The sequence below is a fragment of the Cellulosimicrobium sp. Marseille-Q4280 genome (assembly GCF_943181405.1).
Taxonomy (GTDB): Bacteria; Actinomycetota; Actinomycetes; order Actinomycetales; family Cellulomonadaceae; genus Cellulosimicrobium.
Window position 1 is genome coordinate 71,815 of sequence record NZ_CALPBY010000005.1, and the last position, 12,576, is coordinate 84,390.

The window sequence follows — 12,576 nt, forward strand, 5'->3', positions numbered from 1 at the left end:
TCGTGTGCGTGAATCGCTTCATCATGGTGCCTGACCGACGAGAGAAGATCTCATGACCACCGAGCCACAGCGCCGTCGCGCGTCGGTGAGCGACGTCGCGCGGCGGGCCCAGGTCTCGGTCGGCACCGTGTCGAACGTGCTCAACCGGCCCGACCGCGTCTCCCCCGCGACGCGCGAGCGCGTCCTCGCCGCGATCGACGACCTCTCGTTCGTGCCCAACGGGTCGGCACGCCAGCTCCGTGCGGGGACGATCACCACGGTCGGCGCGATCGTCCTCGACATCGCCAATCCGTTCTTCACCGACGTCGCGCGCGGCATCGAGGACCGCCTCGCGCGCGACGACTACACGCTCATGGTCGCGAGCTCTGAGGAGGACCCGGAGCGCGAGTCGCGCTACCTGCGCCTCTTCGAGGAGCACGGCGTCCGCGGCGTGATGGTCGTCCCGGCGACGGACCGGGTCGACCACCTGCTGGCCCTGCGCGAGCGCGGCGTCGGGGTCGTGCTCCTGGACCGCCCGGCACCGACCCCCGACCTGTCCTCGGTCGCCGTCGACGACGTGCGCGGCGGCGAGCTCGCCGCGCAGCACCTCCTCGACCAGGGTCACACCCGGGTCGCGTTCCTCAACGGGCCCCACTCGATCCGCCAGTGCGCGGACCGCCTGCGCGGCGTCGAGCACGCGCTCGCGGCCGCGGGCCTCGACCCGGCGGAGCACCTCACGGAGATCACCCTCCCGTCGCTCAACGCCGACGGCGGCGAGGCCGCGACGCGCGCCCTGCTCGCGCGCGAGGACCGTCCCACCGCCCTGTTCTGCGTCAACGACCTCGCCGCGCTCGGCGCGCTGCGCACGCTGCGCCGCGAGGGGGTCGACGTCCCGGGCGAGGTCGCCGTCGTCGGGTACGACGACGTCGCGTTCGCCGCGGAGCTCGCGACCCCGCTCACGTCGGTGCGCCAACCGACCCACCTGCTCGGCGAGCGCGCCGCGGACCTGCTCCTGCGCGGACGGGACGCCGTCGCCGAGCAGGTGGTCTTCCAGCCGGAGCTCGTGGTCCGCGCGTCGAGCGCGGGCGACCGCGCCTGAGACCCGGTCCGGGGCCCGCGCTCGTCAGTCGCTCGCGGCGTCGCCGCGAGCGGCGCCCCAGCCGTACCAGCGCTCGACCTCGATCCACGCGGAGACGCGCGGGTTCTCGCGGTTCGCGTACTCGTGACCGGTGTAGTGCGTCGAGATCCGGTCGATGTCGGCGAGGCCCTCGTCGTCGCGCAGCTCGACGACGCGGCCGAGGAGCGTCACGTGGGTGTACCAGTTCTCGTCGAGCACCGTGATCGACACGCGCGGGTCACGACGCAGGTGCTGGAGCCGCACGCGGCTCTCGTCGAGGTTGACGAGCACCCGGCCGTCGTCCTCGAGGACGTACCAGGTCGCGGCGGTGACCGGTGCGCCGTCGGACCGCGTGGTCGCCATCACGGCGGCGTTCGGTCGGCGCAGCAGGTCGACGAGCGAGGACGGCAGCGGGGGTCGGGGCACGACGGCTCCTCAGGTCGGCGGCTTCAGGAGTCTCGACCGTACGGCACGCCGCCCGCGCAGGCACGGGACGGCGCCCGGTCCGGCCGCAGGACGACGCCCGGCCTCACGGCGTGCGGTAGCGGAAGGCGTCCCAGGCGCCGAGGAGGTACTGGATCCCCAGCGCGCGGTCGTAGAGGCCGTACCCGGGCCGTGGCTTGTTGGTCGTGTTCTCGTCCCACAGGTGGCGCCCGTGGTCGGGGCGCACGTACCCCTGGTAGTCCGCCTCCGCGTAGGCCCTCATGATGCCCGTCGTGTCGACGCTCCCCTCGCACGCCCGGTGCGCCACCTCGGTGAAGTCGCCGTTCCCCAGGTGCTTGATGTTGCGCACGTGGGTGAAGTGGATGCGGTCCATGAACGTGCGCACGGCGTCGACGGCGTCCGCGTCCGGGTCCGCCGAGAAGCTGCCCAGGCACAGGGTCAGGCCGTGATTGGGGCTGGGGTGGAGGCCGAGCACGGTGGCGAGGTCGTCCTTCGACGAGACCACGCGCGGCCAGCCGAACACGTCGAACGGCGGGTCGTCGGGGTGGACGCCGAGCTTGACGTCCACCTCCTCGCACACGGGGACGACCGCGTCGAGGAAGTACCGGTAGTGCGCATACATGTCCTCGTGCGTCACGCCCTCGTACGCGGCGTTCAGCTCGCCGAAGCTCGCGAGCCGCTCCGGCTCCCAGCCCGGCAGCGTGAGCCCGTGGGTGTTCGCCTCCATGTCCGCGATCAGCCGCTCCGGGGACATCGCGTCCACGACGGCGCGCTCGAAGAACAGCGCGGTCGACCCGTCCGGCAGCGGGTGCCACAGGTCCGTGCGCAGCCAGTCGAAGACCGGCATGAAGTTGTAGCAGACGACCTTCACCCCGGCCCGGCCCAGGCGACGGATCGTCGTCCGGTAGTTGTCGATCGCCTCGTCGCGACCCATCCCGAGGACGGTGCGGCCGAGCTTGATCGACTCGTGGACGTTCACGGACTCGACGACCTCGGCGTCGAACGTCCGCGTGATCCCGCGTGCGCGGGCCTCGTCCGTGAGGCCGACGATCTTCGCGACCTCGGCGTCGATCTCCGCCTGCTCCCACACCTCGCCCGCCTGCTTGTCGTGCAGGCTCCACACGATCGTCTCCACGCCCGGGACCTGCCGGACGTGGTCGAGCGTGACGGTGTCGTTCCCCTCGCCGTACCAGCGGAAGCCCATCTTCACGGCGCGCTCACCACCGTTCCCACGGCGGTGACGACCGCGTCGGCGAGGGCGTCGAGCGAGCCCGCGTCCGCGACGTCGGGCAGGAGCCCCGGCAGGCGCACGAGCGCGCGGACCGCCGCGGCGTCGCCGTCGGCCGCCTCCACGACCGAGCGCAGCTCCTCGGCACGGGGGTCGTCGACCGCGCGGCCGGCGCGCACCTCGGCGACCACGAACGCCGCCCAGGCCGCGAGCGCGGCCACGACGCCCTGCGGCAGCGCATCTCCGGCGGACCTGTCGGCGAGACGGTCCGCGAGCGTCCCGCCCCAGCGGAACGGGATCTTCTGCGTCCCGTCCATCGCGACCTGGCGGGTCGTGTGCCCCGTCGCGGGGTTGGCGAACCGCTCGAGCAGCTCGTCGGCGTAGGCGGCGAGGTCGATCCCGTCGGGGGCCTCGAGCGTCGCGATCGCGTCGGCCTGCAGCGCGCGGGCCTGCGCCGCGAGCGCCGGGTCCGCGACGGCCTCGGCGATCGTCGCGTACCCGGCGAGGGAGCCCGCGTACGCGAGGAGCGAGTGGGCGCCGTTGAGCAGGCGCAGCTTGGCGCGCTCGTACGGCGCGACGTCGTGGGTGAACGTCGCCCCGGCCTGCTCCCACGCCGGTCGTGGGCCGGCGAAGCGGTCCTCGATGACCCACTGGAGGAACGGCTCGGCGACGACGAGGCCCTCGTCGCGCGCGCCGAGAAGCGTCTCGACCTCGTCGCGCTGGGCGGGTGTCGTCGCGGGGACGATGCGGTCGACCATGCTGCACGGGAACGTGACCGACGCCGCGAGCCACGCCCGCAGGTCGTCGCCCTCCACGCCGGGCAGGGCTGTGTCCACGGCCTCCCGGACGAGCGCGGCGAGGACGCGGCCGTTGTCGGCGAGGTTGTCACAGCTCAGCACCGTGAGGGGTGCGCCACCGGCCCGACGGCGCGCGGCCAGGCCGCGCACGAGCAGCCCGACGGCGCTCGTCGCCGTCTCGACCTCCTCGCGGTACCCCGCGACGTCCTCCTCGCGGGCGAGCGCGTCGAGGTCGCGGCGCACGGCCTCGACGTCGAGACCGCCACCGGCCCCGCGCGAGTAGCCCTTCTCCGTGATGGTGAGCGTCACGACGTGGGTCGTCGGCGTGGCGAGCGCGGCGAGGATGCGCGGCGTCTCCTCCGCCGGCCACGCGACGTCGGTCACGGAACCGACGACGCGCGGGGACCCGCCCTCGGGGCCGACCGTGAGCACGGTGTACACCCCGCCCTGCGGGCGCAGCTGGTCGCGGACCGACGCGGAGCGCTGCGTCACGCCGAGGATCCCCCAGCGCGTGTCGCCCGTGGCGAGCGCGGCGTCCTCGGTGGCGACGGCCTGGTGGGCGCGGTGGAACGCCCCGATGCCGAGGTGCACGATCCCGACCTGCGTCGGCCGCACGGGCGCGGGCAGGTCCGAGGGCACCGTGTCGCGGTGCAGGCGCGTGTCGTCACGGTCGTCCGGCGCCGCGCCCGACAGGGCGTCCGGGGCCGGCGGCGTCGGGGTGGCGGTCGGGGCGGTCACACGGCCTCCTGCGGTTCGGTGGTGCTCGGGCGGGCCCCGGGGGGCACCGTGGTCGGTGGGACGGTCGTCGAGTCGCGCACGACGAGCTCGACGGGCAGCTCGTCCTCGGGACCGGTCGGTGGCCCGACGGCGCTGTCCGCGCCGGTCGCCGGGACGCGCGCGGCGCGCCGCGCGTCGAGCAGGGCCACGAGCCGGTCGACGGCCCGCGCGCCGAGCAGCGAGAGGTCCGTGCGCACGGTCGTGAGGGGCGGCGAGGAGAGCGTCGCGACGAACGTGTCGTCGAAGCCGACCACGCTGAGGTCGTCCGGGACGGACAGGCCACGCTCCCGGAGCCGCGCCACGAGGCCGAGCGCGACGAGGTCGTTGTAGGCGAGCACCGCCGACGCGCCGGAGGCGACCACGAGGTCGGCCGCGGCCCGCCCACCCTCGACGCGCGGACGGAAGGAACCGACCGCGACCGTCTCGACGTCGGGGAAGCGCGCGTGCGCGAGCTCGAGCCCGTCGCGACGGCGGGCGTCCGACCAGGACCGCTCGGGGCCGCCGACGTAGGCCACGCGCCGGTGCCCGAGCGCTCGCAGGTGCTCGACGGCGAGCACGACACCGTGCGCGTCGTCGGACGAGACCGCGGGGATCCCGTCGATGCGGAGGTTCACCAGGACGACGGGGGTGTCGCGGGCGACCTCGAGGTCGGCCTCGACGGCGCGCGGGGAGCACAGGACCAGGCCGTCGGTCTGCGGGCGCAGGCCTTCGACGAGCTCGGTCTCCAGCCCCGGGTCCTCGCCCGCGTCGACGACGAACACCGCGTGGCCCGTCCTCCGGGCGCGCGCCTGGACACCCTTGGTGACGGAGGCGAAGTAGGGGTTCTCGAGGTCCGGCACGACGAGGCCCAGCGCACCGGTGCGGCCGGCGCGCAGGCCGCTCGCGGCACGGTTCGGCCGGTAGCCGAGCCGGGTCGCGACGGCGACCACGCGGTCACGCGTCTCGGGAGCGACGCGCTCGGGCTCCGCGAGTGCTCGCGAGACCGTGGAGATCGACACGCCGCTCTCCCGAGCGACGTCGCGGACTGTGACCACGGTTCCCCTCCTCGACGTCATCGATCCCGGCATGCTTCTGCGAACGATTGTAGCGGCAGGCACTCCGGAGCCCTACCACCACTGGTCCCGGACGGATGCGAACGTTTGCACCAACCGTGCCACGGCGGCTCCGACACCGCGTCAGACGGCCGGTGCGCGCGATCCCAGGTCCTGCGGCCTGACCGTCGCGCCGGTCGCGGCCGCCTCGTAGATCGCGCACAGGAGCCGGACGGTCTCGACGGCCTCCTCGATCCCGACCGGGACCGCCGTCGACGTCTCGAGCGCGGCGACGATCCGCTGCCACTGGGCGAGGTGCCCCGCGTGCCCGATCGCCAGCGGGTCGGCCGCACCGCTGGCGATGTTCCGCGTCCGCGGCTCCGGCACCCCCGGCACGTCCCACCGGCGCACCTCGCCCTGGCCGAGCTCGACCGAGCCGCGGGAGCCGTACAGCGCGAGGCTCGCGGGGAAGCCCGGCGGCGTCGCCGTCGTCGTGGTGACCACGCCCAGGGCGCCCGAGGCGAACCGGACCGTCGCGACGGTGGTGTCCTCGGCCGCCATCGCGTGCCCGAGGGTCCCGGACTGCGCGGTCACCGACTCGACCGGGCCGCAGAGCCAGCGCAGGAGGTCCACGTTGTGCACGCCCTGGTTCATCAACGACCCCCCTCCCTGCTCGGTCGTGGACCGCCACGCCGCGGCGCGGTAGTAGTCGTCGTCGCGGAACCAGTGGACGTGGGTCGTGGCGAGACGGAGCTCGCCCAGCGCCCCGTCCTCGAAGGCCTTCTTGAGCGCGGCGTGCTCGGTCTCGAAACGGCGCTGGGAGATCATGGACACCATCAGCCCGCGCTCGCGGGCCGTGCGGGCGACGCGCAGCGCGTCGTCGACGTCCAGGGCGAGCGGCTTCTCGACGACCACGTGCCGACCGGCCTCGAGCGCCGCCAGCGCGAGGTCGGCGTGCGTCCCGCTCGGCGAGCAGATCGCCACCACGTCGACCTCCGGGTGCGTGACCACGTCGTCCGGCTCGAGGTGCTCCGCGGGCCAGCCCGCGAGCTCCTCCGCGGTGGCGGCCCTCGCGCCGCTGTAGGCGACGAGCCGCGCCCGGTCCCCCAGCTCGCGCAACGCCCGCGCGTGCATCGTGCCGATGCCCCCCATCCCGACGATGCCGACGCCGGTGCGCTTCGCGGTCATGCTGGGTCCTCCTGGGGTCTCGTGGTGTCCTCGAGGGCCGTGCGGCCGGCACCCGCGGGCGCGGGTGCCGCGCCGGCCGTCGTCACTCGGCGACGTGGCTGGCGCCGAGCAGGTCGCGCAGGTGCTCGGCCGCCGCGGTGAACCGCGGGTCCGCGAGGGTCGTCGCGTACTCGCGGCGGTCCGGCAGGCCGGGTTCGAGCGTCTCGACGATGCGACCGGGGCGCGGGCTCATCACGACGATCCTGCTGCCGAGGAACACCGCCTCCGGCACCGAGTGCGTGACGAGCACGATGGTCGTCCCCGTCTCGCGCCAGATCCGGTTCATCTCGATGTTCATCTGCTCGCGCGTCAGCGCGTCCAGGGCACCGAACGGCTCGTCCATGAGCAGGACGCGCGGCTCGTGCAGGAGCGCCCGGCACAGGGCGACGCGCTGCTGCATGCCGCCGGAGAGCTCGTGCGGGAGCGCCTTCTCGAAGCCGCTGAGCCCCGTGAGCTCGATGAGGTGGTCCGCCCGTGCCTCCGCACGACGGCGGTCCATCCCGCGCATCTCGGCCTGGAGGAGGATGTTCTTGCGCACCCCGCGCCACTCGAGCAGCGCCGACCGCTGGAAGGCGAACCCGATCTCGCGCTGTGGCCGGGTGACCCGCTCGCCGTAGAGCCGCACGTCGCCCTCGGAGACGAGCGTCAGCCCCGCCACGATCTTGAGCAGCGTCGACTTCCCGCAGCCCGACGGGCCCGCGATCGTGACGAACTCGCCGGGCATGACGGTCAGCGACACGTCGTCGAGTGCCACGGTCTCGGACCGCTTCGAGCGGAAGCGCATCGTGAGGTGCGAGACCTCGATGATCGGTTCCGCGTCGACCGACCGGGTCGGTGCGACGAGCCCGGTCGTGGCGGTCACAGGTCCTCCCCGAAGGTCTGGTCCCAGTAGTCGGCCGGCGCGTCCGTGCCCTCGAACTCCGTGTTCTCCGACAGGAAGGTCAGCGTGTCCGTCCACTGCTGCTCGGTGTTGACACCGGGAGCCGGTGCGTCCTCGAGGTTGAGGAGGCCGATCGTCGCCTCGAGCTGCGCCGCGAGGACGCTCTCGTCCGGAGCCTGCTCCGCGCCCGCCGCCATCGCGGCGACGGCGGCCTCGGGGTCCTCCGACGCCGCGAGGAACGACTGCGACGTCGCACGCAGCATCGCCTGGACGAGCTCGGGGTCGCTCTCGATCGTCGCCTCGTTCACCACGAGGCCCGTGCCGAGCAGGTTCATGCCGAAGTCCGAGAAGGGCAGCGCGGACACCTCGCGGCCCGTCTGGTTCTCGATCGTCGGTGCCTGGTCGTGGTAGAAGCCCTGGATGGCGTCGACCTTGCCCTCGATGAGCGCGGCGACCTTGCCCGCCGCGTCGACGTTGACCACGGTCACGTCCGCCGGGTCGACGCCGTTGATCTCGAGCCACGCCGGGAACGTGCCGTACATGGCGTCGCCGGGGGTCCCGCCGACGGTCTTGCCGACGAGGTCGGCCGGTTCGGTGATCCCCTGGTCGTCGAAGAACTCCACGGAGCTCGGACCGGTCTGCAGGAAGACGCCGACGCTGCGCACCGGCATGCCGGAGCTGATCCCGTTCGCGAGCGGCGGGGTGTCCGCCCACCCGAAGTCGGTGTTGCGCTGCGCGACCTGCTGGACCGTGTTCCCGGAGCCGTTGCCCGGCTGGATCGTCAGGTCGATGCCCTCCTCCTCGAAGATCCCCTGCTCGACCCCCAGGTAGAACGGCGCGTGCTCCCCGTACGGCACCCAGTTGAGGGTGACCGTGACCTCCGTCAGTCCGCCGTCCCCCTCACCGCCCCCGGATCCCGAGGGGTCGGACGACTGCCCGCAGGCCGACGTCCCTGCCACCACGACGCCGGCCACCACCAGCGAAACTCCCAGCCTGCCACCACGCATGGAATGAGCCCTTCTTCTCGTGCCGTCCTCGCGGACGGCGGAAACCGTGGGAAGTTGCCTGTCAGTTCGGGGAAGGGTCACGCCGCCGCGAGGGCGAGGTTGCCCCGTCGGGAGGCGTGCCAGGGGATGAGGATCCGCTCGAGCAGCTCGACCAGCAGGAACAGGACCACGCCGATCATCGACATGAGGATGAGGTCGGCGAAGAGCAGCGGGGCGTCCAGGTTCCCGCTCGCGAGCAGGAGGACGTACCCCAGTCCCCGGTCCGCACCCACGAACTCGCCGACGACCGCGCCCACGACGGCGAGGGTGACGGCCACCTTCAGGCCGGACATGAGCTGCGGGAGGGATCCCGGGAAGCGGATCTTCCGGAACGTCTTCCACCGCGAGGCGCCCATGGTCGCCGACAGCTCCAGCAGCTCGGGGTCGACCGAGCGCAGGCCTGCGACGGCGGACACCACGACGGGGAAGAAGGCGATGAGGACGGCGAGGATGATCTTCGGCGTCAGCCCGAACCCGAACCAGACCACGAGGATCGGGGCGATGGCGATCTTGGGGATGACCTGCGCGAAGAGGATCAGCGGGTACAGCGACTTCTCCGCGGTCGGCGAGTAGACGAGGAGGACGGCCGTCGCGACGCCGATCACGGCGGCGAGCACGAAGCCGATGACGGTCTCCATCGTGGTCACCCAGGTGTGCTCGAGCAGCATCGCCCAGTCCTCGACCATGGTGTCCCACACCGCGCCGGGGGCCGGCACGAGGTACGCCGGGACGAGCTCGCGCCACGCGACGAACCACCACACGGCGAACAGGGCCAGGAGCACCAGTGCGGGCCGCCACGCCGCGGAGGCCACCGCGAGCACCCGGCTGCGGAACGACGTCGTGCCGCGGTCCTCGGGAGAGCGGTCGCGGCCCGTGGTCGGCGGTGCCGGTCGTCTGGCGGGTCGTACGTCCTGGGCAGTCGTCATCGCGCTGTCCTCCATCGTCGTCGTCCTGGTGCTCGGGGGTCCGGCCGGGGTCGGCGCGTCCGTCATCGGAACGGCACCCCCTCGGCGGCGAGGATGCCGCTGAAGGCCTCCCAGGCCTCGGTGAACAGCTCCGGGCCGGAGAAGCCACCGAGGCGGTGGGCGGTGCCCAGGTGCGGCTCGAGCGAGAAGAAGCCGTCGAACCCGTCGTCGCGCAGGGCCCGGACGGTCTCGACGAGCTCGCCGTCGCCGTGGCCCGCGGGCACGACCTCCCCCGTGTCGCGCCGGGCGTCCTTCACCTGCACGTACTCCAGGTGCGGGCGCAGCAGCGCATAGCCGTCGGTGTAGGGGCGCACGCCGACCTGCACGAAGTTCGCGGAGTCCCACGCGAGCGTCAGGTGCGGCGACCCGACGGACTCCACGACGTCCAGGCAGCGCTCGGGGACGTCCCCGTAGATGCCCTTCTCGTTCTCGTGGAGCAGGACGACGCCGGCCTCGCGCGCCACGTCCGCGAGCGCTGTCATGCGGTGCAGCACGACGTCGCGGCACGACGTGGGGTCCGTCCCCGGACGCACGAAGAACGAGAAGACCCGGACGTACGGGGCGTCGAGCCGCTGCGCGACGTGCGCGGCGTGCCGCATCCGGGCGAGGTGGGCGTCGAAGTCCTCGTCCACCGAGATCTTGCCGATCGGCGACCCGATGCTCGACACCCGCAGGTCGTACCGCTGCAGCAGCCGCTCGACCCGGTCGAGCTGCTCGTCGTCGAGGTCGAGGACGTTCGTGTCCCAGGCGCTGCGGAGCTCGACGAACCGCAGGCCGAGCTCGGTCGCCACCACGCACTGCGTCTCGAGATCAGGCGAGATCTCGTCCGCGAAGCCCGAGAGCGTCCACACGTCGTGCCCTCCCTTTCTCGTCGTCCGTCCCGGGCCGACCCGTGCCGTCGTCGGCAGCCTCCGGGAGGCTCGGGTCGGGGGACGTGTGTCGAGGAACTGCGCACGGAGCTCGTTCTCGGTGCGTCTGCATGGACAGTAGGGGGCCGGTCGTGACGGGAACAACGAGTTGCCACTTGTTGCACCTGTCCGGGTCCGACGGGGCGGTGAGGCACTGGCGCGCGCGCAGGGAGGAACCACGCCGGTTGCCACCGGTTGCCACGGTCCGGGTGCGCCGTCGGGGCGGGACGGTGCGGACTCAGGCCTCGTGGGCGTCCGCGAGCGCACCGAGGTCGAGCGCGACACGCCGGTACCCCGCCGAGCGGACGGCTCGCAGGACCTCTCCGCGCAGGGGCTCGGCGGCGACCGCAGCCACGTCGGTGTGCGGCGCCTCGACGCGGGCGAGCTCGCCGTGGTGGTGGACGCGGAGCTCTTCGAGACCGAGCCGGCGCAGCTCGCTCTCGGCCGCCTCGACCTGGACGGCGTCCTCGTCCGCGCGCGAACGGTCCTGCGGCGGGCCGGAGAGCCCGAGCGTCGCGAGGTCGAGCCCTGCCAGCGCGAGCGGGACGACGAGGGCCGACCCGTCGGCGAGGTGCGCGTCCTCGGCGACGACGGCGGCTGCCAGGTCGAGCGCACGGACCGCCTCGCCGACCCCGCGCCCGCCCAGGTCGAAGACCGGCGCGCCGAGTCCGTTCGCGGCCTGCACGACGACGCAGCGCCGGGACGGCGTGGCTGCGGTCGTGGCGTCCACGAGGGCGACGACGCGGGAGCGGCCGACCGCGCCGACCGTCAGTCCGAGCAGGACCTGCGAGCTCTCGTCCCCGGAGAAGACGACGCCCAGGCGACCTCCGTCGCCCACCGCGGCGATCCGGGCGGTGACCGCCCGGACGACCTCGTCGACCGTCGTCGTACCGGGGTGCCCCGAGGCCCGCGGCCGACTCGCCGTCGGGACAGGCAGGGGCGCGTCTGCGCGCCTCGTCACGGTTGCCATTGGAGAGCCGCCGTCAGGGCGCGTCAAGCAGTTGCCATCACTTGCCTTCCGGCGTCTCAGCGGGCCGACGCGGCGCAACCGGTTGTTGTCCAGCGCTGTCAGCACCGTTACAGTCCGAGCGCATGACCCCAGCCGGCAATGGTGCCAGCCCGACGATCTACGACGTGGCCAAGGCGGCCGGCGTCGCGCCCTCGACCGTCTCGCGCGCGTTCTCGCGCCCCGGCCGCGTCAACGCGGAGACCGCGGAACGCATCCGCCAGGTCGCGAGCGAGCTCGGCTACCGGACGAACCCGCTCGCTCGCGGCCTGCCGACGGGCCGGACGTCGCTCCTCGGGATCGTGGTGGCGGACGTGACCAACCCGTTCTTCTTCGAGATCATCCGCGGCGCCGAGGCCACCGCACGAGACGCCGGGTACACGCTCCTCATGGTCGACGCCCACGAGTCCGACGAGGCGGAGCGCCAGGCCCTCGACCGCACCCTGCCCCTCGTGGAGGGCATGATCCTGGCGACGTCACGGCTGTCGGACTCCTCGATCCGGGTCGCCGCCAAGCAGCGTCCGACCGTCGTCATGAACCGTCTGATGACCGACGTCCCGAGCGTCCTGACGGACAACGCCCAGGGGATGCGGAGCGCCGTCGAGCACCTGGCGGGCCTCGGGCACACGAGCCTCGCCTACCTCGCCGGACCGGAGGCGTCGTGGGCGGACGGCATGCGCTGGCGCGCGTTCCGCGAGGCGACGCGCGAGAGCGACCTGCAGGCACGCCGGCTCGGCCCCTACGCGCCGACCCTCGCCGGCGGCCTCTCGGCGGCGAAGACGCTGGTCAAGCACTCGGCGACCGCCGCCGTCGCGTACAACGACCTCATCGCGATCGGCGCGATGCGCGGCATGGGGCGCCTCGGCGTCGAGGTACCGCGGGACATGAGCATCGTCGGGTTCGACAACATCTTCGGCTCGGACTTCTGCTCCCCGCCGCTCACGACGGTCGCCGCGCCCCTGCGCCACTTCGGGTCGTTCGCGGTCCAGCGGCTCCTGGCCCAGCTGCGCACGACCCCGGCGCAGGCCGCCGGGGCGACCTTGCTCCCGGCGAAGCTCGTGGAACGGGGCTCGACCGGCCGCCGCCGCGCCTGAGGGACGGGGCGGAGCGGCTCCACCGGCTGCGGCCGGCGGCGCGCGACAGGTGCAACAAGTGGCAACTCGTTGCCCCT

12 protein-coding genes are annotated in these 12,576 nt (G+C 73.4%); 2 read left to right on the forward strand and 10 right to left on the reverse strand.

Annotated features, from left to right (window positions below):
- Positions 1–52 precede the first annotated feature (52 nt).
- Positions 53–1,078, forward strand: a complete 1,026-nt coding sequence (locus NFS20_RS13650) for a LacI family DNA-binding transcriptional regulator (RefSeq protein ID WP_251152348.1) — start codon at positions 53–55, stop codon at positions 1,076–1,078.
- A 24-nt stretch (positions 1,079–1,102) separates the two neighbouring features.
- Here NFS20_RS13650 and NFS20_RS13655 read toward each other — a convergent pair whose 3' ends face one another.
- From NFS20_RS13655 to NFS20_RS13700, 10 genes are all read right to left on the reverse strand, one after another.
- The gene (locus tag NFS20_RS13655; protein WP_251152349.1) at positions 1,103–1,522 is read right to left on the reverse strand and encodes a TIGR03618 family F420-dependent PPOX class oxidoreductase; all 420 of its coding nucleotides are present in this window, start codon (positions 1,520–1,522) and stop codon (positions 1,103–1,105) included.
- 103 nt (positions 1,523–1,625) lie between these two features.
- A complete protein-coding gene (locus NFS20_RS13660) occupies positions 1,626–2,744 on the reverse strand; it encodes a mannonate dehydratase (RefSeq protein ID WP_251152653.1) in 1,119 nt (372 codons plus the stop codon).
- A 2-nt stretch (positions 2,745–2,746) separates the two neighbouring features.
- A complete protein-coding gene (locus NFS20_RS13665) occupies positions 2,747–4,303 on the reverse strand; it encodes a mannitol dehydrogenase family protein (RefSeq protein ID WP_251152350.1) in 1,557 nt (518 codons plus the stop codon).
- Positions 4,300–5,409: a LacI family DNA-binding transcriptional regulator gene (locus tag NFS20_RS13670; RefSeq protein WP_353050460.1), complete on the reverse strand. Its 1,110-nt coding sequence runs from the start codon at positions 5,407–5,409 to the stop codon at positions 4,300–4,302. The genes NFS20_RS13665 and NFS20_RS13670 overlap by 4 nt, the downstream gene beginning before the upstream one ends.
- A gap of 108 nt (positions 5,410–5,517) precedes the next feature.
- Positions 5,518–6,561 (reverse strand): Gfo/Idh/MocA family protein, encoded by a 1,044-nt coding sequence (locus tag NFS20_RS13675; RefSeq protein ID WP_251152352.1) that lies wholly within the window; start codon positions 6,559–6,561, stop codon positions 5,518–5,520.
- Between the two features lie 82 nt (positions 6,562–6,643).
- Entirely contained in the window at positions 6,644–7,462 is an 819-nt protein-coding gene (locus NFS20_RS13680) for an ABC transporter ATP-binding protein (RefSeq protein WP_251152353.1), read from the reverse strand.
- A complete protein-coding gene (locus NFS20_RS13685) occupies positions 7,459–8,454 on the reverse strand; it encodes an ABC transporter substrate-binding protein (protein ID WP_285821135.1) in 996 nt (331 codons plus the stop codon). Before NFS20_RS13685 ends, NFS20_RS13680 begins: the two co-directional genes overlap by 4 nt.
- A 110-nt stretch (positions 8,455–8,564) precedes the next feature.
- A complete protein-coding gene (locus NFS20_RS13690; protein ID WP_251152355.1) occupies positions 8,565–9,452 on the reverse strand; it encodes an ABC transporter permease in 888 nt (295 codons plus the stop codon).
- Between the two features lie 62 nt (positions 9,453–9,514).
- The gene (locus NFS20_RS13695; protein WP_251152356.1) at positions 9,515–10,342 is read right to left on the reverse strand and encodes a sugar phosphate isomerase/epimerase family protein; all 828 of its coding nucleotides are present in this window, start codon (positions 10,340–10,342) and stop codon (positions 9,515–9,517) included.
- Between the two features lie 295 nt (positions 10,343–10,637).
- Complete coding sequence (locus NFS20_RS13700) at positions 10,638–11,360, reverse strand: adenine nucleotide alpha-hydrolase family protein (protein ID WP_251152357.1); 723 nt, start codon at positions 11,358–11,360, stop codon at positions 10,638–10,640.
- Between the two features lie 131 nt (positions 11,361–11,491).
- Between NFS20_RS13700 and NFS20_RS13705 the strand changes: the two genes are divergently transcribed.
- Positions 11,492–12,499 carry a LacI family DNA-binding transcriptional regulator gene (locus NFS20_RS13705; protein ID WP_251152358.1) on the forward strand — a complete coding sequence of 336 codons (1,008 nt, stop codon included), beginning with the start codon at positions 11,492–11,494 and terminating at the stop codon, positions 12,497–12,499.
- Positions 12,500–12,576 lie beyond the last annotated feature (77 nt).

What these genes read in the sequence shown, in the direction of transcription:
- NFS20_RS13705 (WP_251152358.1), top strand. Translation starts at nt 11,492, where the DNA reads ATGACCCCAGCCGGCAATGGTGCCAGCCCGACGATCTACGACGTGGCC.
- NFS20_RS13650 (WP_251152348.1), top strand. Translation starts at nt 53, where the DNA reads ATGACCACCGAGCCACAGCGCCGTCGCGCGTCGGTGAGCGACGTCGCG.
- NFS20_RS13670 (WP_353050460.1), bottom strand. Translation starts at nt 5,409, where the DNA reads ATGCCGGGATCGATGACGTCGAGGAGGGGAACCGTGGTCACAGTCCGC.
- NFS20_RS13675 (WP_251152352.1), bottom strand. Translation starts at nt 6,561, where the DNA reads ATGACCGCGAAGCGCACCGGCGTCGGCATCGTCGGGATGGGGGGCATC.
- NFS20_RS13690 (WP_251152355.1), bottom strand. Translation starts at nt 9,452, where the DNA reads ATGACGACTGCCCAGGACGTACGACCCGCCAGACGACCGGCACCGCCG.
- NFS20_RS13660 (WP_251152653.1), bottom strand. Translation starts at nt 2,744, where the DNA reads ATGGGCTTCCGCTGGTACGGCGAGGGGAACGACACCGTCACGCTCGAC.